The sequence below is a fragment of the Sphingobium sp. MI1205 genome (assembly GCF_001563285.1).
Taxonomy (GTDB): Bacteria; Pseudomonadota; Alphaproteobacteria; order Sphingomonadales; family Sphingomonadaceae; genus Sphingobium.
This window is the reverse complement of sequence record NZ_CP005188.1, coordinates 1771451-1796228: the sequence shown is the minus strand read 5'-3', so window position 1 is coordinate 1796228 and position 24778 is coordinate 1771451. Positions and strand designations below refer to the sequence as shown.

At 63.6% G+C, this 24778-nt stretch carries 24 protein-coding genes; 7 read left to right on the top strand and 17 right to left on the bottom strand.

Translation table 11 applies throughout. The annotated features are described in order from the left end of the window. The first annotated feature begins 70 nt into the window (after positions 1–70). Genes K663_RS08575 through K663_RS08560 form a run of 4 tightly spaced genes read left to right on the top strand, consistent with a single transcriptional unit; the run spans position 71 to position 2950 of the window. Complete coding sequence (locus K663_RS08575; RefSeq protein ID WP_021246252.1) at positions 71–991, top strand: MBL fold metallo-hydrolase; 921 nt, start codon at positions 71–73, stop codon at positions 989–991. Between the two features lie 4 nt (positions 992–995). After that, positions 996–1784, top strand: coding sequence for a sulfite exporter TauE/SafE family protein (locus K663_RS08570; RefSeq protein ID WP_030091406.1), 789 nt, complete (start codon positions 996–998; stop codon positions 1782–1784). 28 nt (positions 1785–1812) lie between these two features. Continuing rightward, positions 1813–2673, top strand: a complete 861-nt coding sequence (locus tag K663_RS08565; RefSeq protein WP_030091407.1) for a class I SAM-dependent methyltransferase — start codon at positions 1813–1815, stop codon at positions 2671–2673. 25 nt (positions 2674–2698) lie between these two features. Further along, the gene (locus tag K663_RS08560; RefSeq protein WP_030538178.1) at positions 2699–2950 is read left to right on the top strand and encodes a hypothetical protein; all 252 of its coding nucleotides are present in this window, start codon (positions 2699–2701) and stop codon (positions 2948–2950) included. Here the strand turns inward: K663_RS08560 and K663_RS23250 are convergent. The 15 genes from K663_RS23250 to K663_RS08485 form a co-directional block, all read right to left on the bottom strand. Next, positions 2944–3660, bottom strand: coding sequence for an energy transducer TonB family protein (locus tag K663_RS23250; protein ID WP_021690801.1), 717 nt, complete (start codon positions 3658–3660; stop codon positions 2944–2946). The genes K663_RS08560 and K663_RS23250 overlap by 7 nt on opposite strands. Before the next feature lie 6 nt (positions 3661–3666). Then, positions 3667–5859 (bottom strand): TonB-dependent receptor domain-containing protein, encoded by a 2193-nt coding sequence (locus tag K663_RS08550; RefSeq protein ID WP_086400714.1) that lies wholly within the window; start codon positions 5857–5859, stop codon positions 3667–3669. Between the two features lie 109 nt (positions 5860–5968). Beyond that, positions 5969–6367, bottom strand: coding sequence for a DUF2946 family protein (locus K663_RS08545; RefSeq protein WP_231746293.1), 399 nt, complete (start codon positions 6365–6367; stop codon positions 5969–5971). A gap of 60 nt (positions 6368–6427) precedes the next feature. Then, on the bottom strand, positions 6428–7666 hold the full coding sequence (locus K663_RS08540) for a TolC family protein (RefSeq protein ID WP_021246259.1): 1239 nt from the start codon (positions 7664–7666) through the stop codon (positions 6428–6430). Next, positions 7666–7965, bottom strand: coding sequence for a DUF3240 family protein (locus K663_RS08535; protein ID WP_021246260.1), 300 nt, complete (start codon positions 7963–7965; stop codon positions 7666–7668). The genes K663_RS08540 and K663_RS08535 overlap by 1 nt, the downstream gene beginning before the upstream one ends. Further along, positions 7958–11029 (bottom strand): efflux RND transporter permease subunit, encoded by a 3072-nt coding sequence (locus K663_RS08530; protein ID WP_030538175.1) that lies wholly within the window; start codon positions 11027–11029, stop codon positions 7958–7960. The genes K663_RS08535 and K663_RS08530 overlap by 8 nt, the downstream gene beginning before the upstream one ends. Positions 11030–11038: 9 nt before the next feature. Then, positions 11039–12151 carry an efflux RND transporter periplasmic adaptor subunit gene (locus K663_RS08525; RefSeq protein WP_030093018.1) on the bottom strand — a complete coding sequence of 371 codons (1113 nt, stop codon included), beginning with the start codon at positions 12149–12151 and terminating at the stop codon, positions 11039–11041. A gap of 57 nt (positions 12152–12208) precedes the next feature. Then, positions 12209–13225: a sensor histidine kinase gene (locus K663_RS08520; protein WP_021246263.1), complete on the bottom strand. Its 1017-nt coding sequence runs from the start codon at positions 13223–13225 to the stop codon at positions 12209–12211. Further along, positions 13222–13899, bottom strand: coding sequence for a response regulator (locus K663_RS08515; protein WP_021246264.1), 678 nt, complete (start codon positions 13897–13899; stop codon positions 13222–13224). Before K663_RS08515 ends, K663_RS08520 begins: the two co-directional genes overlap by 4 nt. Positions 13900–14021: 122 nt before the next feature. Further along, entirely contained in the window at positions 14022–14456 is a 435-nt protein-coding gene (locus tag K663_RS08510; protein WP_062116432.1) for a type II toxin-antitoxin system RelE family toxin, read from the bottom strand. Positions 14457–14458: 2 nt separating this feature from the next. Next, positions 14459–16882: an HsdM family class I SAM-dependent methyltransferase gene (locus K663_RS08505; RefSeq protein WP_062116429.1), complete on the bottom strand. Its 2424-nt coding sequence runs from the start codon at positions 16880–16882 to the stop codon at positions 14459–14461. Next, complete coding sequence (locus K663_RS08500) at positions 16882–17796, bottom strand: IS1595 family transposase (RefSeq protein ID WP_083535963.1); 915 nt, start codon at positions 17794–17796, stop codon at positions 16882–16884. The genes K663_RS08505 and K663_RS08500 overlap by 1 nt, the downstream gene beginning before the upstream one ends. 116 nt (positions 17797–17912) lie before the next feature. Beyond that, positions 17913–18602, bottom strand: a complete 690-nt coding sequence (locus tag K663_RS08495; protein WP_030538173.1) for a cytochrome b/b6 domain-containing protein — start codon at positions 18600–18602, stop codon at positions 17913–17915. A gap of 72 nt (positions 18603–18674) precedes the next feature. Continuing rightward, the gene (locus tag K663_RS08490) at positions 18675–19376 is read right to left on the bottom strand and encodes a VIT1/CCC1 transporter family protein (protein ID WP_030538172.1); all 702 of its coding nucleotides are present in this window, start codon (positions 19374–19376) and stop codon (positions 18675–18677) included. A 193-nt stretch (positions 19377–19569) separates the two neighbouring features. After that, positions 19570–19821 carry a hypothetical protein gene (locus tag K663_RS08485; protein WP_021246267.1) on the bottom strand — a complete coding sequence of 84 codons (252 nt, stop codon included), beginning with the start codon at positions 19819–19821 and terminating at the stop codon, positions 19570–19572. A gap of 283 nt (positions 19822–20104) precedes the next feature. On the opposite strand from K663_RS08485, the gene K663_RS25240 reads away from it, so the two are divergent. Beyond that, positions 20105–20287, top strand: a complete 183-nt coding sequence (locus tag K663_RS25240; RefSeq protein ID WP_062066092.1) for a hypothetical protein — start codon at positions 20105–20107, stop codon at positions 20285–20287. Positions 20288–20315: 28 nt separating this feature from the next. On the opposite strand, the gene K663_RS08475 is transcribed toward K663_RS25240, so the two are convergent. Together K663_RS08475 and K663_RS08470 are read right to left on the bottom strand one after the other, a co-directional pair. Continuing rightward, positions 20316–20966 (bottom strand): hypothetical protein, encoded by a 651-nt coding sequence (locus K663_RS08475; protein ID WP_051749579.1) that lies wholly within the window; start codon positions 20964–20966, stop codon positions 20316–20318. 121 nt (positions 20967–21087) lie between these two features. Next, complete coding sequence (locus K663_RS08470) at positions 21088–22260, bottom strand: L,D-transpeptidase (protein WP_235589402.1); 1173 nt, start codon at positions 22258–22260, stop codon at positions 21088–21090. Between the two features lie 49 nt (positions 22261–22309). On the opposite strand from K663_RS08470, the gene K663_RS08460 reads away from it, so the two are divergent. Then, positions 22310–23167 carry a universal stress protein gene (locus K663_RS08460; RefSeq protein WP_021690797.1) on the top strand — a complete coding sequence of 286 codons (858 nt, stop codon included), beginning with the start codon at positions 22310–22312 and terminating at the stop codon, positions 23165–23167. Further along, on the top strand, positions 23116–24714 hold the full coding sequence (locus K663_RS08455) for a phospholipase D family protein (RefSeq protein ID WP_063619029.1): 1599 nt from the start codon (positions 23116–23118) through the stop codon (positions 24712–24714). Before K663_RS08460 ends, K663_RS08455 begins: the two co-directional genes overlap by 52 nt. Positions 24715–24778: the final 64 nt, after the last annotated feature.

The following is a 24778-nucleotide window of genomic DNA, read 5'->3' as shown; positions in this document are numbered from 1 at the left end:
GGCAGCTGGGCCGGCTTCGCGTCCCAAGTGCGAAGCCGGTACGCCGGGCCAGACAGGAAAGGACAAGGCCATGGCCGACCCGCAAATCCGTGAAGCCACCCGCATCGTCGAGGCCGCGAGCAATGCGCGGCCCGCCGTCATCCGCAGCTTCTTCGACGAGGACACGTTTACCGTGACCCACGTCATCTCAGATCCCGCCACGGCCAAGGCCGCGATCATCGATAGCGTGCTCGATTTCGATCCGGCTTCGGGGCGCACCTCCTTCGCGTCGGCCGACAAGGTGATCGACTATATCCGGAGCGAAGGGCTCGAGGTCGAATGGCTGCTGGAGACGCACGCCCATGCCGACCATCTGTCGGCCGCGCCCTATCTTCAGGAGAAGCTGGGCGGCACGCTGGCGATCGGTCGCCATATTCTCACCGTGCAGGAGGTCTTCGGCAAGATCTTCAACGAGGGAACGCGCTTTGCTCGCGACGGCTCGCAGTTCGACCGGCTGTTCGATGACGGCGACCGTTTCAGGGTCGGCTCGATCGAGGCGATCGCGCTGCATGTGCCGGGCCATACGCCCGCCGACATGACCTATGTGATCGGCGATGCGGCGTTCATCGGCGACACGCTGTTCATGCCCGACTACGGCACGGCCCGCGCCGACTTCCCGGGCGGCGATGCGCGCACGCTTTATCGGTCGATCCGCCGCCTGCTGTCGCTCCCCGATCAGACCGGCCTTCATCTTTGCCACGACTACAAGGCCCCCGGGCGCGACACCTATGCCTGGGAAACGTCGGTCGGCGAGGAGCGAGAGCATAATGTCCATGTTCGCGACGGGGTGAGCGAGGACCAGTTCGTCGCCATGCGCGAGGCGCGCGATGCGACGCTCGGGATGCCGCGCCTCATTCTGCCGTCCATCCAGGTCAACATGCGCGGCGGCCACCTGCCCGAGCCGGAAGACAATGGCATGCGCTACCTCAAGCTGCCGATAAACGCGCTGTAAGGCCATGGCACTCGAATCCATCCAATATCTGCTTGGTGCCGGATCGGGCTCGCTCGTCGGATTCACGCTGGGGCTGGTGGGCGGTGGGGGCTCAATCCTCGCCGTCCCGCTCATGGTCTATCTGGTCGGCGTCGCCTCGCCGCATGTCGCGATCGGCACCAGCGCGCTGGCGGTCGCCGCCAATGCCGGGGCCAATCTCGTTCCCCACGCGCGCCAGCGGACGATCAAATGGCGTTGCGCCGGCATGTTCGCCGCTGCTGGTGTCGCCGGCGCCTATGCCGGATCGACACTCGGTAAAGCGTTCGATGGACAGAAGCTGCTGTTCCTGTTCGCTCTGCTGATGGTCCTGGTTGGCGGGCTGATGCTAAAAAGCCGGGGCGATCCCGGCAATCCCGATGTCCAATGCCGGCGCGAGAATGCGCCCAAGGTGATCGGTTATGGGGCCGCCACTGGTCTCTTTTCCGGGTTCTTCGGCATCGGCGGGGGCTTCCTGATCGTGCCGGGACTGATGGCTTCGACCGGGATGCCGATGCGCAACGCCGTCGGATCGTCGCTGGTCGCCGTCACCGCTTTTGGTCTGACGGCCGCGCTCAACTATGCCCTTTCCGGCTTGGTTGATTGGGGGCTTGCTGCGGCGTTCATCGCCGGCGGCGTCATCGGCGGCCTTGTGGGCGCGGCGCTCTCTCGGCGGCTGTCGGCGCACAAGGGGGCGCTCAATACGATATTCGCACTGCTGATCTTTGCGGTTGCCGCCTACATGCTGTGGCAAAGTACCGCCGCGATCCTGGGCTGATTCTTGAAACGACGATGGGAGTACATCGATGAACGATGCTGGCGAGAACAGGGAAGGTTTGGCCGCGCACGATTGGGCCGGCCAGGCGGGCATGCGTTGGCTCGCCCAGCTCGACCGCTTCGAAAGCATGATCGAGCCGATCGGCAGGGCGTTGCTTGCCCAGGCCGCATACAACGCCGGCGAAACGGTGGTCGATGTCGGATGCGGCGGTGGCTGGACCACGCGGCAGATCGCCACGGCCGTCGGCAACACCGGATTTGCGCTCGGCCTCGACATCTCACCCGATCTGGTGGGGATGGCCAGGGAACGGGCACAGCGCGCGGGCCTTGCCAATATCCGCTTCGAGCAGGGCGATGCCGCGACGACGATGCTGGAGGAAGCGCCGTTCGATCGGCTGTTCTCGCGCTTCGGTTCGATGTTCTTCGCTGAGCCTTATCCCGCTTTCGCCAATCTGCGCCGGATGTTGCGCGATGGCGGGCGGCTCGACATCGCTGTCTGGGCGTCCATCGCTGACAATCCGTGGCAGCTTAGTGTCATGGGCATCATCAAGGAGCATATGGACCTGCCGACGCCGCAGTCGCGCGCGCCGGGACCATTCGCGCTCGGCGAGCAGGACTATGTGATCGACCTTCTCCAAAGCGCGGGTTTCTGCGAGGTCAGATTCGATGCCTGGACAGGTGAGCAGCGCGTGGGCGGCCCCGGCAGTGATCCCGAGAGCGCCGCTCGCTTCGTGCTTGAGGGGATGCAGATCGGCGATCTTGTTCGACAGAACGGGGCAGAGGTACGCAAGGCCATTCACCAGCATCTTGTCGAGCTGTTCGAGCGCCATTGCGATGAGAATGGCGTTCATATGGGGGCGAAGGCCTGGCTGGTGAGCGCACGGGCCTGAGAGCATTCAAGAAAAGGGTGATAATATGGCGCGCAAGAAGCTATCGCTTCGGCTTCCGGGGAAAGGTTCATCCGATGGTGACGCTGCCAATTCCGAGGAAATAGCGGCGGCGCTCGCACTGATCGAGACGCATGGGCAACGTGCCGGACAGGCTCTTGTCGATGAGGCGCAGGCTGCCATCAAGGCTCGCGACGATCACCGTGTTTTGTTTCTGGAACGTGTGCGCGTCGCCCTATTGACGATCGAGCCATCCTCGTCCGCCATGCGGCCTCAATGAAAGCTGAATGGTATCGTAAAGACCAACTGCTCGCTTTCCACGCCCATAGGCGGTGTTGGAAAAGGAGCAGCATTGCGCACCGTGCGGAGCGCCAGGCGATCGAGCGCGGCATTCCCGCTGCTGCCGGCCAGCTCGACGGCAATCAGCGCGCCGTCAGCCCCGACGATGAAGCGGACCGTTGCGACCCCGTCGAGGTGGATCCCCGCGGGCTTGCGCGCGGCTATTCGCGCCCAGAGCTGGCGCTGATAGGCCGCAAGCGCGGACTGTTTCTTATCATCCTGGGCTTGCGGCGGCGCGACCTCGGGTTCCGGCGCGGGCGGTCTGCTTACCGGCGCGACAGCGAACGGAGAGGCGATTGCTGGAGCAGCGGGTATAGGCGACGAAGCTGGTCCGCCTCTTTCTCCCGTCGTAGCCAGCTCGGGCGGGTGCGCAGGGCGCCGCTCCGGCGATAGGCGGGCCTCGTCTGTCCGCGATCGCGACAACGTTGAAGGCGGTGGTGACGGTGGCGACGGGGTAAACAACCGGAAGCGGCTCACCTGCACAGGCTGCGTCATTCGCAGCCGTCCCGATAGATTGGCATTGAGCGCCACTAGCACCAGCAGGCAGCATGACGCGGCGGCAAGGCCCGCGCCCAGGCGCTGCGACCAGGCCGAGGGCTGGCCATAGCCTGCCCTCGGCTCCTCGTTCATGTCGTGCGAGTTCGGGAGCATGGGCGCTCAAAACGCAACCGTGATCCCGGCGTTGACCGATCGCCCCCGGCCCGGAACCGGGCGGCGCACGCCGGTCGCCTTCAGATCGCCGAGCGACATGCCGCTAAGCGGAGCATAATAGGCCTTGTCGAACAGATTGTCGGCGCCGAGCGTCAGGCGAACCTTGTCGATGCGATAGGCGAGCTGGACATTGAGCAGCGCGTAGCTGCCCGTCCGCGGTTCGTTGCGGGTCGGATCGGCGCGATCCTTTTCCGTCACGATGTCGAGGTCAATCCGGGTTTCGAGGCCGCCGATCCGATGCTCGAGGCTCAGCGCCGCATTGAACGGCATCTGGTGATAGAGCGGTGCGTGGTCGGTCAGATTCTGGCCGTGCAGCCAGCTCGCGCGCGCGGTCAGACGCGCGGTGCCGGCCGACGACGATGACCATAGCGGCACGGCGCCCGATATGTCGATGCCGTAGATCTCTGCCTTCTGGTTGGCGAACTGCAATTGAACGAACCCGGTCGGACTGCCCATCATGTCGGTGAAGTCCGCCAGCTTAAAGGCGTCGATATATTCGTCGACATGGGTGTAATAGGGCGCGATCTTGAACGACCAGCCATCCTTGCCGCCTCCGGAAATGGCCAGGGCGGCGCTCAGCGTATCGGCCTTTTCGGGGCGAAGGTCGAGGTTGCCGACATAGCCGTTCCCGTCGCCGAACCACCCGATCATGCGGCTCGCCATGCTGCCCCGGCCCCAGCTATAGCGCTCGTAGATATTGGGCGAGCGAACCTTGCGGGCATAGCCGATCTCGATATCCGCCCCGTCCGAAAGCGCGTAGCGGACCAGCAGGCTGCCGCTCCAATTGCTGTCGTGGCGCTTGCGGTCGGCCTTGTTGAACGCCGCTGCCGCCATGACATCGGCCATCTGCATCATGCCGGTGCCATAGGGCGCGACCTTGCCGGTGTTCATCCAGACCTGATCGTTACGGATGCCGGCGATGAGGGAGAAACCGCTATCCCAGCGCGTTTCCCACTCGAGGAAGGTGCCGAGCCGATCGCGCTTGGCCCCGTTGACGTTGATGAACGCATTCGGCCCCATCATCATATTGCCCACAACGGGCGGCCAATAGTCGTTGAGCCATTGATGCTGGAATTCGCTGCCCAGGCGCAGCGTGCCGCCGCCGAGCAATATATCCGCCTGGACGGTATAGCTCGCGCTGTGGACCTCCGTGTTCATCGGCATCCCGCCGGTCGCGGTCCCGCCCTTGTCGGCGAGGAAGTTCATGACGTGGTCGGTGTCGCGCCAGCTCGCCCGCACATCGAGATTGCCCCAATCGAAGACGCCGGCATAATGGCCGTTCAGGAACCACGACTTGTTGGACGTCATGTCCATATATTGGTTCGGGAAACCCTCATAGGGCGCGAAATGATAGCCGCCTTTCAGCTCGATCAGGCCGTTGCTGACTTGCGCTGCGAGATTGAGGCTGTGGTCGGTCTTGGCATATTCGCTGGATCGCACGACGCCCAGCGAGCCGCCGCCCTTGAAATTGTCGGCTTGAGTGTAGGAGCCATTGTAAGTCAGGCTGACCTTGTCGCTCGCGGCCGTCACTGACAGGGCGCCGCCGAACCCGTCGCCATTGCTGCGATAGAAGGCCGAGGTTTCGCCGGTCAGCAGCGTTTCCCCTTGCTTAGCAAAGCGGGGCGGAGCGCTCTCGACGCGAATGATCCCGCCGATGCTGTCGCCGCCATAGCTGACTGGCGAAACGCCGGTAATGACGTCGATCGCGCTCACGGTTTGCGGATCGGTGTAGGACAGGGGCGGATTCATATCGTTCGGACAGGCCGAGGCAATCGCCACGCCGTCGACCAGCACGGTCAAGCGCTGCGCTTCAAGGCCCCGGATCACCGGCAAGGTCGAGAAGCCCCCGGCCCCATAGCCGCTGACGCCGGGTACGCTTTGCAGGATCGCTGCGGTATCGCTCGAGCCGACCTGAAGGTCGCGCAGGCGCGAGGGGGAAAGCCGCTCACCCGAAACCGTCGACCCCGCCTCGCTCGCCGAGCTAACGTCGACCTCTGGCAGCGGCGTCCCGTCCTGGGCGAAGGCTCGCGAGATGGGGGCGCCCGCCAGCACAGCGACGAGTGCGGGAAAAGCGAAGCTCCCGGCGAGGCGAACCTTGAAAGTTGGTTGCTTGCTGGTGGAGCGAGCGAAGGCAGGCATGGTGGTTGCCGCGCAATGCGCGGAATCAAGCATAATCGTCATGTCGGAATCCTGATTCACATGCGGCGCCCCGGCGAGGGGCGCCCATCAACGGGGAATGTCGAAGGAATCAGGTGGTGGGAGGACCGATCGCCGGCGGGCGCAGATAGGTGCCGCGCCGGAGGACTAGGCGGTTTGGACGCCGAAAAACCGTTGCGAGGATGAAGGCGAGGGCGACGGCTAGGAGCAGCGCATCGACGGCCGCGAGCGATGGCGAGGACAGGCCGGTAAAGGCGCAAGGCGCTTCCGCCTTCTTGTGCTCGTCATGGTCCTGCTCGCCGCCTTTGCTCGGCAACTTGATTGCGATCTTCTGAGGCCCTTGCCCCGAGCACAGCTGGACCAGGATCACGCCATTCGAGACGACCGGCATGAAACCCGCCGGCACCAACGCCTTCACGAGCAGCGCAGCGCCTAGCAGGAGCGCGCACAGCCAATGGTGCCGGACAAGGAATTTGCGAGCTTCGGTCACGCAGCATCCTCTAAGTGCAGGCTCGTTTCATGTCGAGAATGTTTGCTTGCCGTATGTTAGCTAGTCGTGCCCCGCTTCATCTGGTGCCCAGATGCTGTGGGAATCGATCTGGATCTTGAGCAGAGCACGATCGGCTTCGGAGCGCGCCTCGATTTCCATTCGGCGCGCGTCATTGGCCTGCCGGCGGGCATAGAGCATATCGGAGAGGTCGATCTGCCCGAGTTGGTAACCGCGCACCGTCCTTTCGGCGGCGTCGCCGGCGCTGCGCGCCGAAGCGTCGGCATTGCGCCAGGCATCGAGCCGGGTGTGCGCGTTGGAAAGGTCGGCATTGGCGGTCGCCTCGATGCTGCGCTGCACGGCCGCGAGTTCCATGCGCGCGGCATTGGCCTCGGCTGACGCCTGATCGGCTGCGGCTCTGCGATAGCCACCGCCGAGCGGGATTAAAGCCACCACGCCCGCGCCGGCTTCCGCGCCGCCGCGCTCGCTGAACAGGCGGACGCCGAAGCTCGGGTCTGCGATGCGATCCGCTCGCACCCGACGCGAAGTCACGTTCAGACGCTGCGCTTCCTTGTCGGCGGCGCGGATCTCGTGACTGCGCTCGATTACCAGGTCGCGCATCGCTTCCAGCCCCTGGGCGGGCAGCATGGGGTCGGCCAGTTCTGGTGGTTCGGAGGGGAGCGGGATTTCCGGAAAGGACGCTGCGAAGGTCACGCGCGCCTGTTCGCGCAGCGAGAGTGACGATGCGGCCTGCGCGCGCGCCTGAGCCAGCGCCGCCTGCGCCTGGTCGAGGTCGAGTTGGGCGGCGTCTCGCAGCGTGACCCGCCGCTTTATGGCGGCGATTGCCTCCTCCAGCCCGCGGACGCTGTCGAGATCGTTGCGATAATGGCTTCCCGCAGTGAGCCAGTCGTGCCAATAGCCGGCCAGCAGCAGCGCGGTTTGATGGCGGACATCCTCCATCTGGTTTTCCGCGACCTCAATGCCGAGCGCACCGGCTTCGCGGTCGAGCGCGGCCTTGCCCGGCAGGCGGAATGGGCGGCTGATTGTCGTATCGAATTCGTCGAACCCGCCTTCGCGATCGACGGTTCGGCGAATGTAGCTGCCGCTCACCGTCACTTCGTGGGGGCCTTTGCGCAGCATATCGCCGCGTGCCCGTGCGGCTTCGACGCGCGCAATTGCGGCGGCGACGCTGGGGTGATTGTCGAGCGCTTCGTTGACCTTGTCGGCAGGCGGCAGATCGGTATGCTGGGCCAGGGCAGGCGCGGCCGTCAGAAGGCCGAGAGCGGCGAGTACGATCCGCATCAGGCGATCCTTCCATGATCGAGCAGGGGCGTCGTGCGCCACCGGACCGGCAGATCGCGCCGCGCGTCTTTTACGGTGCGGAGCAGGTCGGGCACCGCGTCCGCGCTCACGATCAGTTCGAGCGTCGAACGCTTCAATTCGCCCGACACGCGCTCGGCGGTTCCCGCATCGCCAAAATCGCGACCTCGCACAGCTTCCCCGCGGACATGGATTGGCGTGGGGGAGACGGCGCGGATCGCGTCCACGAGAAGCTCGGTATCGCGGGTGGCGCAATGGAGGGTGAACAGCAGGTCAGGCATTAGCGGCCTCCCCGGCGCTTTCCCCGAAGCGCTCGAACAGGATCGGCAGCAGGACCAGCGTCAGCAAAGTGGAGGTAATGAGGCCGCCGATCACCACGATCGCGAGCGGCCGCTGGATCTCGGACCCCGGCCCGCTGGCGAACAGCAGGGGGACGAGGCCGAAGGCCGTGATGCCGGCAGTCATCAGCACCGGTCGCAGCCGACGCTGCGCGCCCAGGCGCACGGTCTCGGCCATACCCACCCCGTCGGCGCGCAACTGGCGGAAATAGGCCACCAGCACCAACCCATTGAGCACGGCGATGCCGAGCAGGGCGATGAACCCCACCGACGCCGGGACCGAGAGATACTCGCCCGACAGCCACAGCGAGATCAGCCCGCCGACCATCGCGAAGGGGATGTTGGAGAGGATCAGCAGCGCGGCGCGCAATGAGCGCAGCGCCGCCAGCAGGACGAGGAAGATCAACACCAGCGCTACGGGCACCACCATCATCAGCCGGGCCGATGCGCGCTGCTGGTTCTCGAACTGACCGCCCCAGACGATGCTGTAGCCTGCCGGTAGCCGTACCTTGGCGGTGACCTGCGCCTTCGCCTCATCGACATAGCCGACCAGATCGCGGCCGGAGACGAAGGCCTGCACCAGCGCGAAGCGCGAGCCGTTCTCGTGATCGAGCTTCACCGGTCCCTGCGTGCGCTCCACCCGCGCCATGTCGCTGACACGCGCCAGCGTGCCATCGGGCGTGCGCAATTGCAGGTCGGCGAAACGGGCCGGATCGCTCCGGATGCCGTCGTCACCGCGAATGACGATCGGAATGCGTTTCTGACCTTCGGCCACGACCCCGGACCGCACGCCCTCGACCTGTCCGCGCAGCGCGTCCTGGAGCTGGTCGACCGGCATCCCGAACCGCCCCGCTGCCGCGCGGTCGATGTCGAGTTGGAGATAGTCCACATTGTCGTTGGCGACCGTCAGGACCTCCGATGAGCCGTGGATGCCGGACAGGATATGCTGGATCCGACCCGCGAGCTCGGCGAGCGTTGCGGTGTCAGGCCCGAAAATCTTGACCGCTAGATCGCCGCGCGCGCCGGTGAGCATCTCCGAGACGCGCATCTCGATCGGCTGGGTGAAACTCGATTGGATACCGGGCAGGCCGTCCAGCGCCTTGCGCATTTCCCCGACGACGAAATCCTTGTCCCCGCGCCATTGCGAGCGCGGCTTCAACTGGACGAAGCTGTCGGTCTCGTTCGGTCCCATCGGATCGAGACCGATCTCGTCGGAGCCGACGCGGGCGATCACGTCCTCCACCTCCGGCACGGTGCGGAGCGCGCGCTGCACCGCCATGTCGCCGGCCACCGATTGGTCCAGGCTGATCGAGGGCAGCTTGGTAAGCTGCACGATCACCGAGCCTTCGTCCATCGTCGGCATGAAGGTCTTCCCGGCCGCGCCATAAGCGAGGCCCGCCAGCACCAGCCCGGTGGCGGAGAGACCATAGACCAGCTTCTTGTGCGCGAACGCCGCGTCGAGCAGCGCCTGGTAGCGTGGGCCGATCTGCCGCATGATCCATGGCTCACCATGATGGCCGCTCCTGAGGCTGAAGGAGGCAAGGACCGGCACCAGCGTCAGGGCGAGCAGCAGGGAGCCCGCGAGCGCGAAGACGATGGTGAGCGCGACGGGCGCGAACAGCTTGCCCTCCAGCCCCTGCAGCGAAAGCAGGGGCAGGAACACGAGCGCGATGATGACGATGCCCGCCGACACCGGCACGATCACCTCGCTGGTTGCGCGGAATACGTGGTTGAGTCGGGGCGTGTCCTCGCCCTGGGCATGGCTCAGGCGCTCGACGACATTCTCGACCACCACCACCGCGCCGTCGACCAGCATCCCGATCGCGATGGCGAGCCCGCCGAGGCTCATGAGGTTCGCGGACAGCCCCATGCCGCGCATGAACAGGAAGGTGATGAGCGCGGCCATCGGCAGGGTCGCCGCGACGATCGTGGCCGCACGCCAGTCGCCGAGGAACAGGATCAGCAGCACGACGACCAGCACGGTCGCTTCCAGCAGCGCCTCCTCGACCGTGCCGACCGCGCGCCCGATCAGATCGGAGCGATCGTAGAAGACATGGATCTGCGTGCCTGCGGGCAAGCTGTGCTGAAGCCCGGCAAGCCGCGTCCGCACGCCATCGACCACCGCCCGCGCATCCGCGCCGCGCAGCGCGATCACCAGGCCCTCCACCGCCTCGGCCTTGCCGCCGCGCGTCACCGCCCCATAGCGGGTGAGGCTGCCGGTGCCGACTGTGGCGACGTCGCCCAGGCGGACGATGCGGCCGTCCCGGCTGGCGATGACCAGCGTTTGCAGATCCTCCACGCTGCGGATCGCGCCCACGGCTCGGACGATCAGCGATTCCTCGCCATCGGTCAGGCGCCCCGCGCCGTCATTGCGATTGCCGCTTTCGATCGCGGTGCGCAGATCGGAGATCGAGAGCTTCGCGCTCGCCAGCGCCACCGGATCAGGCCGGACCTCGAAGGTACGAACATAGCCGCCCAGCGCGTTCACGTCCGCGACGCCGGGCACTGTGCGCAGCGCCGGGCGGATCGTCCAGTCGAGCAGTTCGCGTTTCTGCTGGAGAGACAGCGGCCCTTCGATCGTGAACATGTAGACGTCGGACAGGGGCGTCGAGATCGGCGCGAGACCGCCGGTCACGGCAGCAGGCAGATCGCCCGTCACGCCCGCCAGCCGTTCGGCGACCTGTTGGCGCGCCCAGTAGATGTCGGTGCCGTCGGTAAAGTCGATGGTTATGTCGGCGATGGCATATTTGGCGCTCGAGCGCAGGATCGCCTGGTTGGGAATGCCGAGCATCTCCGTCTCGATCGGCGTGATGACGCGGCTCTCGACCTCCTCCGGCGTCATGCCGGGGGCTTTGAGGATCAGCTTCACCTGGGTCTGCGCGATGTTGGGATAGGCATCGACCGGCAAGTTGACAAAAGCCCAGACCCCGAGCCCGGCCGTGGCGGCGGCAAGGATCAGGACGAGCAGACGATAGGACAGCGCGGTGGCGACAAGCGAACGCAGCATCGGGAGAGCCTATTGCGCGGTGGCGAGCGCCTTGAGCGCGCTCGTACCGGAAACCACCACCTGTTCACCGGGCCTGATCCCGGAGAGCAGCACCGTGCGGCCATCACTGCCGCTGCCGCCGGTCACGGCGCGCACGGCAAAGCCGCCGCGCGCGGTCACGAACACAACCGGCTTGCCGTCGATCATGGTGACCGCCGTATCGGGCACGCTGACCGCGCCCGCCGGCGCCGGGCCGACGATGACGATGCTGGTTGCGCGCCCCGCGACAACACCGGGTCCGGCCGGAATCTCCGCCTTGAGGCCGGCCGAACGGGTCGCGGGATCGATGGCCGTTCCCACCGCGACGATCCGGCCGGTGAGGTTGGGAAGTAGCCGCACGCTCATGCCGGGGCGCACTTGCCCGATCAGCCGTTCGGGCAATTGGCCGACCACTTCATAGCGATCCGTCGCGTCGATCACATAGGGCGCGGTGGTGCCGTCCACCGGATTGCCGGTCTGGATGGAGGCGCTGGTGACGCGACCCGCGATAGGAGCCGTCAGCGTATAGGAGCCGCTGGCGCCATGACCGCCCACCATCGCCAGGATGCGCGACTTTTCCGAAACGTCGGCGCGAGCCTCGGCTGCGATGGCATTGGCTTCGTCAGCGCGCGCGCCTGCGATGATGCCTTCGCGGCTGAGCAGGGAGAGCCGCGCGGCATTGGCCTCGGCTACGCCACGCCGCGCGTTCGCGCGGCTGAGGTCCGCGCCGATCGTCAGCACGTCGCGGCTGGCGATGATCGCCAGCGGCTGGCCCCGCCGCACGCTGTCGCCCTCGACCACGAGAGTCCGCAACACGGTGCCGGGAAAGGTCGCGGCCACCGCCACCCGGGCGTTGGCGGGAGGCTCGATCATCGCGGGGATGGTGGCGAGCGCCGCATCCGCGGCTGCCGTCGCGGGCATAAGGCGGATACCCATCTGCGCGGCGCGGCGCGCATCCACCGCCAGGATCCCATCTGTCGGTTGGGCGTTGCTTGCCGGCGCGGAGTTGCCCGTCTCGACCGGTCGACTGGCGAACCACCACAGGCCTGATAGAATCAAGGCGATCGTCGCGGCGCCCGCAATGAGGGTGTATCGTCTGGACATGCGCTCGGGCTAGGGAGCGTTCCTGACCGAACCCTGACGGGATATGAGGATTGAAGATCAGGTCGCGGGAAAACGCAGCACCAGTTCACGGTCGGCCGGATCGGTCTCAAGCGTGCCGCCATGGGCCGCCATGATCCGGTCGACGATAGCGAGGCCGAGGCCGGCGCCATCCTTGCTCGCATGGTCGGCGCGGCGGTGGCGTTGCACAAGGTCGCGCAACCTTTCGAGCGCCAGCCCAGGGCCCTCGTCCCGCACGCCCAATAGCGCGTGGGGGCCGGCGAAGACCTGGATCGTGCCACCAGCCGGCGTCACGCGCGCGGCATTCTCGATCAGATTGCGCAGCGCTGCCGCAATCGCTTCGCGCCTGCCGTTCACGACCGCAGCCTGACCGCGGGTATCGAACGCGATCAGCTTGCCTTGTGCGATGATCCCCGGCGCCACGGCGCTGACGACCTCGCTCGCCACATCCGCGAGTGACACCTGTTCGGGAGCGGTCTGGGCGGCCTCCGCCGCGTCGATCTGCGCGAGCAGCATGAGTTGGTCGATCAGCCGGCGCATGGCCGCCACGTCTTCCTTGAGGCGCGCGGCGTCGTCATAGTCAAGCCGGTCGAGTTCGAGAGACAGGAGGGCGAGCGGCGTGCGCAACTCGTGCGCGACGTCGGCGGCGAACGCTTCCTGCCGCCGCGCGGCCTGATCGAGCCGCGCCAACAGATCGTTGACCGCATAGACGAAGGGTAGCGCCTCGGCGGGCATTTGCGACGCATCGATGCGGAACCCTCGTTCGTGGCCCTGTGCAGCCTCGATCCGGGCGGCGGCATCTTCCAGCGGTGCGAAGGCCTGGCGGATCACTCGGAGCACCATGATCGCGACGGGAACGAGCAGGACGACAAGCGGCAGAGCGACATGCTCAAGCATTTCCTTGATCGCGCGGATCATCGCCGCGCGTGCATCGAGATGTGTGAAGGTGACACTGTAGAAGAAGGCGACCGCCGCCAGCAGCAGAACGGTGCCCGCCACACCAATCAGGCCCAAACCGCGTTTGAGGCGCCGTGAGATGGAGCGCTGCACGGTCATGCCTTCCCGTCCTTCAGCATATAGCCGACACCCCGAACGGTATGGAGCGCGCCGGCCACGCCCGTGTCTTCGAGCTTGCGGCGCAGACGCGAAATGGCGGCTTCGACCGCATTGGGGGTCACCGGATCGTTGAAGCTGTAGAGCGCGTTCTCGATCACTTCGCGATGGACCACCGTGCCGGCTCGCCGCATCAGCAGTTCCAGAAGGTCCGCCTCGCGGCGCGAAAGGTCGATCTCGCGATCGCCAATGCTGGCAGAGCGGCTTGCCGTGTCGAAACGCAGCATGCCGACTTCGATGACGGGCTGGGTTCGAACGCCAGGCCGGCGCAGCAGGGCGCGGATGCGCGCGGCGAGCTCGTCGATCTCGAAGGGTTTGACGATATAATCGTCTGCGCCGGAATCGAGACCGGTGACGCGATCCTCCAGCGCCCCACGCGCGGTCTGGATGATGGCAGGCGGCATCTGCTGATATTTTCGGCGGCTCGCGAGCCAGTCGATCCCGTCGCCGTCGGGCAGGCCGAGGTCGAGTATGATGGCATCATAGCTCGCGCTGCCCATCGCAGCGTCGGCTTGTGCGAGATCATGGGCAACATCGCACACGAAGCCCCGGCGCTGAAGACCGTCGGCGATCAGTGCCGCCATTCGCTCATTATCTTCGACGATGAGAAGGCGCATGGGTTTAATGTAGACTTTCCACCAGGAACGAAAGGCAAGAAGGATTGAAGCTTTGGCGATTATGCACTTTGCGACACAAGTCGATAAAATGGTGCCAGCTCGACAAGCGGGCCGATTTGCGATCAGCGAGGCTTGCGAGGGTGCGCGCTTAGCCGCTTAGGTTGATCGTCCTGCTTGGCATCCTCGACAGGAGCCGCGACGCCAAGCGCCTTGCCCATGATGTCGTCGAAGTCCGACTCTTTCATACGCATCTCGTCGGCGGGGTCTGATTTGGTCTTCGGCATCCGATACACGTCCTTTCTATGGTCAATGTCGAGGATCAAAACCAAATCTGGATTTGTCCGCACGACATATAGGATGCGGTAGTCACCCGAGCGTTCACGATACACCGGCTCGCCGTCGTCTGTCTCCACGTCAATGAGCCGCTTCGCCGATGGCGGGAAAGGGCTTGTGTGAAGCGATTTGGCCCGCTTGACGACTTGCTTCCTGATTTTCGGCGGCAAGCCCTCAATGAAATCTAGAGCGCGGTCGGTGAATGCAAAGCCCAAATACGGCACGCTCAATCATCCGTCAGCGACGCAAGCCTCGCTTCCAGTTCTGCGCCGGACACAATCTTGTCGGTGCCAGCTTTCAAACTGGCGAGGCGTTGCCGCGCGATCATACCGTCAAGGGCATCTTCCGCGTCTTCGACCAACCGGTCTTCGACCTTAGTGGCGCGCGTCAAGTAATCTTCGACCCGCTCCAACTGTTCGGCGGTGTGAGGCAATGGGAAATCGGCGATACGGGCGGGCGTCGCCTTGCGCCCGTAGCTGAAACGCCACCGCTCCTTTCGGATCGCCGCCGCTGCAATGTAGAGCATCGCATGGGGGACGTTCTCTTTCGCAATCAGGATCAGGCAGTCATCGGTGACACCGCACGGCCATTCTTGAACATGCGCAATGGCGATCGACCCCGTGCTCGGAACAGTGACAAAGGGCGGCGCAAGAATGCCGTCGAAATCGAAAAACCCGTAGCAGCCGTTGTCCATGCCGCTCGACGAAATGACCAGAGACTTGCCAGTCGAAAGCCCCTCTTTGCTATGGAGCGCACGTTGCCCGTAACGAATTTCGAAATAGTCCCCGACGGTCCCTTGCGTCACTGACGCCAAGGGCGTTGCGCGGCGGGCCTTGCGAAAGTCGATTGGGTTTTCGGTGTTCAGAGTGACCAGATCAGCGGCGTGCAAAGCAGTGAACGCCGTCCGGCACCGGATGACCTCGCGAACGTCGGCGTCCACTTCGGAATCGGTCATTTCACGCGCCGGAATGTAAGCGCCTGGCGCAAACGTCACTTCTGCGTCGAGGCGCGACCAGCCGGAAAATCCCGCTTCCGATTTTGCGCTCTGGAAATGCTCAAGCGCCTTGGGCAGTTCGTCACCTTCGCATACGATCCTGACGCCCTTCTTGAGCCGGAAACCGTCGTTATCCACCCGAGCGAAAAAAACGTGCTTGTTCTTCGGATGCGGGATGCCCTTGCGCAGCACAAGAACCGCCGTGGTTGCGCTTGCGTAGGGCTGGAAAAGATAATCCGGCATTTGGACGACGGCCTCAAGCGTGTGCTTTGCCAGCATCGCCGTGCGCCATTTTTTTGCCTTGCCGCCCTTAACGAGCAGCGATTGCGGGATGACGGCGGCAAGCCGCCCGCCTTGGCTCAAACCCTCAAGGGCGCGATCAACAAAGGCCTCGGTTGGGTTGTCGGTCTTCTTGTGCGGATAGGGGGGGTTCATAAGCACGACAGAGGCCGTGCCGATAGGATATTCCGGCGCGCTGAAAGCGTCGCCGCGCTGAACGCTCGACGACCCGTCGCCGCGCAAAATCATGTTCGTTACACACAGCGCGGCGGTCACCGGCTCATCGTCGAAACCGATAAGGCGAGTGGCCACCAACTTGACGACTTCGGACCTTGAGAGGTTCGCTTCGCGTGCCATCCGGTCCATTGCTGCAATCAAAAATCCGCCGGTTCCGCATGTCGGGTCGAGCACCACGTCTTCGCGCGTGACGTCCACCATGTCGGCGCAGAAATTGGCGACATGGCGCGGGGTGAAATACTGCCCGATCGTGTTGCCGCCAGCGTAGCGGAAAAACGTCTCGTAAAGCTGCCCGAGATAGTCATGCTCGGCGGTTAGGACCGAGACGTTTAAGCGTTCCAGAATGTTGATGATCCGGCGCGCTTTTACCGCCAGTTTTTGGTTGGCCTCTTCAACCTTGAGACTTTTGGCTAGAACGGCTTTCTTCGCGTCCCAAAAGGCTTGCGTGCAAGCCTGATTGATGTCGCCGAGGATATATTCAGGGTCTTTTCTGATTTGCCCTTTTGACTGCCACAGGGCCAGCATACAGGCGCCCACCACGGTGGGGCGCTCGCGATCGTTGACACTAGATTCCCGCAACAGCCGGTTAATCTCTTCGGCGCGGTCGGCAAGCACTTCGGGGCTGGGGACCGACGGACGGAGTTCGGCGACCGTCGACGGTTTGCGAAGGCGGTCAGCGTCGGCGCGATTGGGAATCCAGCCGATCGGCTTGCCCTCGTAGGTGGCCGGAAGCCAAGTCGCGCCATCCCACTTGAATACGCGAACAGCAAAATCGTCCTCGCTCGTACCCGCAATCGCAACGGCCAACGGACTGTAGCCAGCATCGACGCAAGCGCGGCCATACACCTCCGTGACTTCGCGGACGGCCTTATCCAGATCATCGACACGGGCCTTGGCCTCGATAACCAAAAGCGGCTGCATAGTCAGGCGATCGACAACGACCGCCTCTGGCAAGCCCTGCCCGATCATCGCGACCTTGCTGCGTTTCAGGAAGACGTCACGAAGGTGCGAGTGGTCTTTGTATTCTTGCTGGCGCAGCATTTCCCCGTTCGGGGGACGCCGGACGTCCCACCCTTGCGCAGTCAGCAATTCAGTCAACAAATGTTCGGCACGGACCTCTGAAACGCGGGCGCGCGCCATTAGGAAGACACCTTGGGGCGATACATGAGGCGTTTCCCTTCAATGCGGCGAATGCCCTGTGAGGTGCGTTCGCCGTCGCTTTCCTTGCGAGTGTTATATTTGAAATCGAGTTCGGCTGCGTAGAGGTCGAGGTGCTGGCGGCTGACGTGATGATGGGTGCCGTCAAGGCTGCGCTTGCTGTTGCCGAAAAAGCCTTCAACGGTGTTTGTCGTGACGGTGCGGCCCGAACGATAATCGTAATAGCCATATTCTTCCGCCGAGTGATTGACCCGCGCGTGCGAGGCAAAACGCTTACCTGCCTTATTATAGAGCGGGGATTCGTCGGTGTTCAGATGGGCTTCGTCTGCAACGTGGCGCTTGAGCAGGGTGTCGATGACCATGCTGTTCACACGCTGCTTTACGACGGTCGAGCGAACGTCCCCGCCGCGCTCCACGACAGAAACGAGCGCGACCTTGTTACCGGTGTAGCCGCGGCCTTTGCCGCGAGCCTTGCCCCCGATGTAAGTTTCGTCAGCCTCGACCTCGCCAACCAGCTTGCCGCCGGTGCTGACATCCTTGAGGGCAAAGCGGATGCGATGGCAGAGGAACAGCGCGGTGTGATAGGAGCCAAGTTCAAGCTGGCGTTGCAACTGCAATGCCGACACTTGGGTCTTGCTGGCGCACATAATGTAGAAAGCGATCAGCCATTTATGAAGCGGGATTTTCGACGCTTCCATAACCGTCCCAACGGTCACGCTGAAACGGTCATCGCACGTTCCGCACTTGTATAGACCCTCGCGAATGCGCGCCTTTTTGTTGGGGGTCAGCGCATAGATTTTATCGCTGCTACCGCAATGGGGGCAGACGGCACCGTTCGGCCAGCGCATCCGCTCAAAATAAGCCCGCGCCGCCTCGTCCGTCGAGTAGCGGCGCATAATTTCAAGGAGCGTAAGGTCGTTTTCGTGTGCCATGCCATTTTACTAGCCGCACCGATTGGTGTCGTCAAGTGCATAATCGCCGAAGCTTTCTACCAGACCATCAACCGATGTTTTCAATCCCTTTCCTCGTGCGAACCGTGATGGGAATGGCGTTGCTGCGGCGCGAAGGCGGTCGGATCCACCATGACAATGGCGATGATTGCCAGAACGATCGCTGCGGCACCAAGTAGAGCCGCAAACAAGCCTGGTCCCCGAGCCTCACGCACATTCGGATAGAGGCTGTTCTTCTTGCGGCCGCTGATCATCGCGCGAACAAGGTTTTCGCCGGTGAGCAGCGACATCAACAGCACGGCGCCGACATGAAGCCCGATCAAAGCAAGCAGGCTGTAGGCGAGGGTTTCATGAAGGTCTTTGTCCATGCCGCCTGCCGCAACGCTGCTGCCGCTCCAGATGACGATTCCGGTCAATCCGATCAGCGCCACGACTGCGATCGCGCCCAGTGGATTATGACCCACGGAACGTCGAGGATGGCCAGCTAGAAGGTCGCGTGCATGGGTGGCGATTGCTGTTGGCCGAATGAAATTCACGAACCGGGCATGCTCGCCTCCGACGAAGCCCCAGATCAGACGGAACGCAAGCAAGGCAGCAGCAGACCATCCTGCGACCATATGCCACGATGCGATCGGACTATCGTCGTCGGAAGAGAGAAACGCGATCGAGATCGCTAGGACCAGCAGCCAATGGAATAGCCGTAGCGGCGTGTCCCAAACCTTGAATGTCCTTGTATATTCAGAATTTGTCATCACGTTCGCCTTTCCAGCTGGAAGGGCTACGGGTGTTCACTGACCGAATCCTGACGATGTGAGCAGCGTGGTTCAAACCACTGTTCCGAACAGCCTCCCGATGCCCGCGGTCGCAGCCAGGGCCAGCGCGCCCCAGAATGTGACCCGTAGGATTGATTTCATGGGGCGGGCGCCCCCGGCCCAGGCGCCAAGCGCGCCCAGCAGTGCGAGAAACAACAGGGTTGCCGCGACCTCGATTGCGACGAGGCTATCATGCGGAACGACGGCGACCAACAACAGGGGCATGAGGGCGCCTGTGCTGAAAGTTGCGGCGGATGTGAGCGCGGCCTGGATAGGGCGGGCGGTCACGACTTCGGAAATGCCGAGTTCGTCGCGGGCATGCGCGGCCAGCGCATCCTTTGCCATTAGTTCGTCGGCTACCTGCCGGGCCAGTTCCTCATTCAGACCGCGTTTGACATAGATGTCCGCCAGTTCCTGATGCTCGAGCACCGGTTGAACGGCGAGTTCACCTCTTTCCCGGGCGAGGTCGGCATTCTCCGTGTCCGCCTGAGAGCTGACCGAGACATATTCGCCGGCGGCCATCGACATGGCGCCTGCCACCAGCGCCGCCATCCCTGCGACCAGGATATTGGCCTTGCCCGCGCCGGAGGCTGCGACGCCGACGATGAGGCTCGCGGTCGAAACGATCCCATCATTGGCTCCCAGCACTGCCGCGCGTAGCCAGCCGATGCGTGACACCGCATGGCGTTCGGGATGGGATCTTAGTCGGCTCATGGTGTCCTTCGTAAAATGCCGTGAAAAAGTTCAACAGTCTTTCCTGACGAAACCCTGACGATGATTGGTAGCCGGCATAGCTCAGCAATCCCTACTTGAATCGGTCTACATTTGTCGCACCACGCTGAAATCGGCACTCGGTGAAGGGGCCGTCACGCTTGAATCCATAGAGATTGGAGAGACCCGGCCTAGTTCATGTGATCATGGCCTCCTGCAGGCGGCTCATGAGAGGCAGCGCCAATTCCAGATCATCCGGTTCGACGGCTGCCTCCAATATGGTTTCGACGTGCATGACGGCTATGTTCACAGCTTTGGCCTTCGCATGACCGCGGGGATCGATTTCGGAATCCGTCTTCTTGCGAAACTTCGGGGTGAAGAGACTGCAAAAATTACGTAACTCGCGATCGAATATGATCCAGCCCCCCGTTCGATACGGGTCGTCCACGTAATGCGAGTCCTGAACTAATCGCGACAGCGCGTGCGATTATGGGTGAGGATGCGGCCTATCAGGCCGCTTTGATCGCTGCGGAACGTCGCGTATGAGTGAGAGGCGCGTTAGAGGGGCTTACAAGCCGCATCAGCTTCCAGCCCAGGAAATAGCGGAACGGGAGCCGAACTGGGCAAGGATAACTTGCACTGCGTCGCTCAATAACTGCGGCAATCCCCATTCGGATAACGGAAACCGAGCGTATATTGCGAGATGAAGTGATACGGCCTTCCGCTCGAACATGATCGCCGTCGCTGGACAATGGAAGCCGTGGACCGAAAGGGAGGTCCACGAAATCGTAGCCCGATCACGGGAAAGGAATTATCTTTCCCGATTGCTGACCCACATGCTTGCCGTTTTTCGCTGGCGGATGATCGAACAAGATTGGCGGCGCCTCCTCTCGCTGCTTGCTCCGTCAAAGTGAGCGGTTTCGCGCGGGCATCGTCCCCAGTCTACCGTTTCGGCGCCTTTGGGCGCTGCGCGCGGATTTCCGCCAGCAGCACGCCAAGATATTTCTCAGCTTCGGCAGCTTCGCTTTCGGGATAGGCGGCCGTCATGCGTCCGCTCCAATAGCCATAGTCGACTGTCGTCAGGCTGGAACGCCATGGTTTGCCGTCGCGATAGCCGGTGAAAGTTCCGCGATAGGCCTTGAGGCGGCGATTGGTTGGGATCGTCGCCGGTCCTTCCGACACGATGGTCGGCGCGGCAAAATGGGACATCGTAGCCTGACGCATGATCATATAGTGGTCGCGTGGCGACATCTGGTCGATATGGACCACCGCCATCCGCACCACGATGCGATCGTCGCCGGTGCCGAGTGGCCGGTCGTAGCCGATGGCGATATACTCGCCGCCCGGATCGAATGCCCGTTCCCTGAGGCGGGTAAAGCCCTCGAATTCCTCCGGGAAGCGCAGGCCGCTGGCCACGTGGACAAGAGTTGTGCCGTCCGGCGCCAACTCAAATCCGTCGGGTACCGCGATTGCCGTGGCGTCGGCCGAAGGCGGCGCAGCGGGCGCGGTTTCAGCCAGTGACGGAGCCGCCGAGGACAGCCCCAGCAGGATGGCGGCGGCAAGGGAAACTGGAACGCGCAATGATCGGGACATCGAAGTCAAATCCTCTGGTGAGTATGTCGTAATTAGGCCGGTCTTCGCAATTATGGCAGGGGGCTGTTTGGAATCAGGCGGTAAGACGCTGCGATGGACGCGAAGTCGGGATTGCGCAACGTCATCGTTCGTTTGTATCCGCTTGGGCATCCTCGCCCGTGAGCACGGTCAGGGATGTGCCTGTACTCCCGCTTTCGAGGGTATCGGCCGTGACGATCAGCGTGCTTCCCGGTTTGAGCACCGACAGCAGGCCCCGTCTGAAGTCCTCGGGAAGGATTAGCCGCTCCCGGTCCTGCCGCGAGACTTCCCCCGTCTGTGCACCGCCAAATACAGGGAGGAACATCCAATGCGTCCCGTGTTCGTCGATGGAGGCGAGGTTGAAGGCCTGAAGGCCGGAGATCTTGCCGCGGATGGCGACAGGCGCCGAACCGATTTCGATGCCGTTTCGCAACACCACGGCGCGCTGGTCCGCCGCGCTGACGATTATGGAGATCGGCCCTGTGAGTGCTTTCTCTGGCTGCCAGACCGTCAAAAAGGCATTCCCGAACGACGAGCGCCGGGCCGTATCCTGCAGGATACGGGGAGCTGGGGCAAAGCGCGGAATCTCGCTTGCCTGCGTGATGATGACCGTCAGGCCAAGCTGCGTGACATCATAGAGGTGCTCGGCGAACGTCAGGGGAAACCGGATGCATCCGTGCGAGGCGGGATAGCCCGGAAGATTGCCGGCGTGCATGGCAATCCCGTCCCAGGTGAGGCGCTGCATGTAGGGCATCGGCGCGTCATTGTAGAGGTTCGATCTGTGCGCGACTTTCTTTTGGAGGATGGTGAAAACCCCGGTCGGCGTTTCGTGGCCGGCTGCGCCGGTGGAAACGGTCGAGATGCCGATCAGGACGCCGTTGCGATAGACATAGGCCCGCTGCCTGGCGAGGCTGACGATGATGACCACCGGACCATCGGGAGCCGCTTCGGGCGCCCACAGGAACTCTCCTGGCCGTAACGCTTCCACGCTCGCCGCGATCGATCCTGGATCAAGCGCCATAGCGCGGATCGGAGCGGCGGTCAGGCAGAGCGCGGCAGTCATGGTGCCGGCAAGAAGCGTTCGGCGCGAGAAGCGTGTCGATGGTGCGTGGGATGCGCCGGCCGTTGCCACGGCAGTGAGCGTCGGGGTTCGCAATATGATGTCTGGTGTTGTGATTTTATCCATCCTCTTCTGATCAGGCCATAATATCGGTCTGCTTCGCGACGGCCAGCGAATCCTTGCCGAAGAACATTTCTGTCCGTCCTGCAAATACACGGCGACACGTTCCTTGGTTGGCGGACCACTGCTGATATGTTGCGTCGATATGACCCCGCGAACGATTCTGTTTCCAACCGATTTTAGCGGTCGCTGCGACCGAGCCCGCGACCGCGCGATACAGCTGGCGAGCGAGTGGCGCGCACATCTGGTTCTTCTCCACGTTCAGAGGGATCCCGATCCCGCAGACATGCTCGACGGACTGCAGGCCGCCGAGAGTCGCCTTCATGCCCGCTTGCGGGCGGAGGTGGCGGACCCGGATATTCCGGTCGAGACACGCCTCGCCACCGGCGCCGTCTCGCAGGCGGTGCTGGAAGCGTCAACCGCATGCGGGGCGGATCTCATCGTGACCGGCATCTCGCGCCATGACGATATCGGGGATTTCCTGATCGGCACGACCGTGGAGCGCATGATACGCCATGCTCATGCGCCGGTGCTTATCGTGAAGGAAAAGACCCAGCACCACTATCGCCGGGTCTTGGTCGCAACCGATTTCTCCGGCTGCTCGGCCCAGGCGCTTCGCACGGCCATGGCCGCATTCCCCGCTGCCGAGATCACTCTCGTTCACGCCTATCACGTGCCGCTGGAGGCACTTCGGGGCCGGGAAGGGCCGGCAGCTGCGCTGCAGGCCAGGATAGCCTATGATCTGGATGCCTTTCTGGACAGGACCGATCTGCCCGCCGACGCACGCGACAGGCTGGATATCAATGTCGACTATGGCGAGGTTTGCGAGGTTGTCCGCAATCATGTGAAGCTGAGCGAAACCGACCTGGCCGTGATCGGAACGCACGGTCGATCGGCCCTGACGGTGGCGGTGCTCGGCAGCACGGCGCGGGCGCTGCTCAGCCGTCTCGATTGCGATGTCCTGCTCGTGCGCCAGCAGCCGCAGGCGGATGCTGCCGTCTGATCCGGATCGTCATCCTTGCCTGCCTGGGCTTCGTCGCGGCGTCGATGCTCGCGACTTGGGTCTACGGCCTGTTCGCCAGTCGCGCGCAGGGGGAGCCTTCCTACGCACTGTCGATCGAACGCGGCCGGACGCCGCTCGATCAGCGTATCGGCGCCACGACGGATGCGCACCCCGGTGAGAGCGGCCTGCTTTTGCTGGACGAGAATCTCGACGCCTTCGCGGCACGTGGATTGTCGGCGCGCAAGGTCGAGCGCTCGCTCGATCTGATGTATTACATCTGGCACGACGATCTGACCGGCCGCCTTCTTCTGGCCGAGGCCCTGTCCGCGGCCGATCGCGGCGTCAGGGTGCGGATCCTGATCGACGACATCGGCACCAGCCATACATCTGATGCGATGATCGCCATGGCGCATCATCCGCATATCGAGATCCGTATCTTCAACCCGACCCGGGCGCGGCAGGGCGGCTTGCGGCGCGGCATCGAAATGATGCTGCGCGCCTTCAGCGTGACCCGGCGCATGCACAACAAGGCCTGGATCGCTGATGGCCGCGTTGCCATCCTTGGCGGGCGCAATATCGGCGACGCCTATTTCGATGCCGCGACGCAAACCAATTTCCGCGACATGGACGTGCTGGTGATGGGGCCAGCCGTCGCCCAGACGGAGAAGATCTTCGACGATTACTGGAACAGCGGCCTGGCGTTGCCGGTCGATAGGCTTTCGCCCTTGAAAGATCCTGGCGCGGCGCTGACGCGGATCGCCGCCGAATTGAGCAACGCTGCCAATGAGGCTGCCGCGCGCCCCTATCTGGAGCGCATCGCCAAACGGCTCTCGCTTCTCGATCCCGAGACCACGCGGCCCGACTGGACTCGCGCCGCCCGCGTGATCGCCGATCCGCCGCGCAAGGTGCTGGGCAAGGAGGGCAAGAACTGGCTGATGCACGACCTGCTGCCGGTCTTCGATGCGGCGCGGGAAAGGCTTGAAATCACTTCGCCCTATTTCATCCCCGGCGAGGAAGGCACGGCGGCGCTCGCCGCGATTGCGGCAAAGGGGGTTTCGGTCTCGGTCCTGACCAATTCTCTTGCGGCAACCGATGTCGCCGCGGTCCATGGCGGTTATGCGCGCTACCGTGTTCCGCTGCTCGAGGCAGGGATCAAGCTCTGGGAATTGCGCCCCGAGCATCAGGAGCGGGACTTTTCCCTGCGAGGATCGAGCCGGGCAAGCCTGCACACCAAGGCTTTCACTGCCGACGGGCATATGGGGTTCATCGGCTCGATGAACCTGGATCCTCGTTCGGCTTCCCTCAACACGGAAATGGGCGTCCTCTTCGAGTCCGAGGCCCTGGCCCGGAAGATGGCTGCCATCTGGCAGCGCGATACCGCGCCCTCCCGCAGCTATGAGGTCTGTCTGACGTCGGATGGCGACGTGGCATGGGCCGGGAGCCGGAACGGCGTGCCCGTCCGATACGACCGGGAACCGGAAGCCTCGTTCTGGCGCAGACTAACCGCACAGGCCATTGGCCTTCTGCCGCTGGAATCGCAGCTTTGACCCAAGCAGGCTTTCGGCGCCGTCTTCAATTTTGCGTGTTGCCGACGAATGGACCGTCTGCGAC

Excerpts from the sequence above, each read along its gene's own strand:
- K663_RS08525 (WP_030093018.1), bottom strand. The coding sequence starts at position 12,151 with ATGTCCAGACGATACACCCTCATTGCGGGCGCCGCGACGATCGCCTTG.
- K663_RS08575 (WP_021246252.1), top strand. The coding sequence starts at position 71 with ATGGCCGACCCGCAAATCCGTGAAGCCACCCGCATCGTCGAGGCCGCG.
- K663_RS08550 (WP_086400714.1), bottom strand. The coding sequence starts at position 5,859 with ATGCCTGCCTTCGCTCGCTCCACCAGCAAGCAACCAACTTTCAAGGTT.
- K663_RS08490 (WP_030538172.1), bottom strand. The coding sequence starts at position 19,376 with ATGAGCCGACTAAGATCCCATCCCGAACGCCATGCGGTGTCACGCATC.
- K663_RS08540 (WP_021246259.1), bottom strand. The coding sequence starts at position 7,666 with ATGCGGATCGTACTCGCCGCTCTCGGCCTTCTGACGGCCGCGCCTGCC.
- K663_RS08460 (WP_021690797.1), top strand. The coding sequence starts at position 22,310 with ATGACCCCGCGAACGATTCTGTTTCCAACCGATTTTAGCGGTCGCTGC.
- K663_RS25240 (WP_062066092.1), top strand. The coding sequence starts at position 20,105 with ATGATCGCCGTCGCTGGACAATGGAAGCCGTGGACCGAAAGGGAGGTC.
- K663_RS08515 (WP_021246264.1), bottom strand. The coding sequence starts at position 13,899 with ATGCGCCTTCTCATCGTCGAAGATAATGAGCGAATGGCGGCACTGATC.
- K663_RS08535 (WP_021246260.1), bottom strand. The coding sequence starts at position 7,965 with ATGCCTGACCTGCTGTTCACCCTCCATTGCGCCACCCGCGATACCGAG.
- K663_RS08505 (WP_062116429.1), bottom strand. The coding sequence starts at position 16,882 with ATGGCGCGCGCCCGCGTTTCAGAGGTCCGTGCCGAACATTTGTTGACT.
- K663_RS08530 (WP_030538175.1), bottom strand. The coding sequence starts at position 11,029 with ATGCTGCGTTCGCTTGTCGCCACCGCGCTGTCCTATCGTCTGCTCGTC.
- K663_RS08495 (WP_030538173.1), bottom strand. The coding sequence starts at position 18,602 with ATGACAAATTCTGAATATACAAGGACATTCAAGGTTTGGGACACGCCG.
- K663_RS08560 (WP_030538178.1), top strand. The coding sequence starts at position 2,699 with ATGGCGCGCAAGAAGCTATCGCTTCGGCTTCCGGGGAAAGGTTCATCC.
- K663_RS08500 (WP_083535963.1), bottom strand. The coding sequence starts at position 17,796 with ATGCGCCGCTACTCGACGGACGAGGCGGCGCGGGCTTATTTTGAGCGG.
- K663_RS08565 (WP_030091407.1), top strand. The coding sequence starts at position 1,813 with ATGAACGATGCTGGCGAGAACAGGGAAGGTTTGGCCGCGCACGATTGG.
- K663_RS08475 (WP_051749579.1), bottom strand. The coding sequence starts at position 20,966 with ATGTCCCGATCATTGCGCGTTCCAGTTTCCCTTGCCGCCGCCATCCTG.
- K663_RS23250 (WP_021690801.1), bottom strand. The coding sequence starts at position 3,660 with ATGCTCCCGAACTCGCACGACATGAACGAGGAGCCGAGGGCAGGCTAT.
- K663_RS08570 (WP_030091406.1), top strand. The coding sequence starts at position 996 with ATGGCACTCGAATCCATCCAATATCTGCTTGGTGCCGGATCGGGCTCG.
- K663_RS08520 (WP_021246263.1), bottom strand. The coding sequence starts at position 13,225 with ATGACCGTGCAGCGCTCCATCTCACGGCGCCTCAAACGCGGTTTGGGC.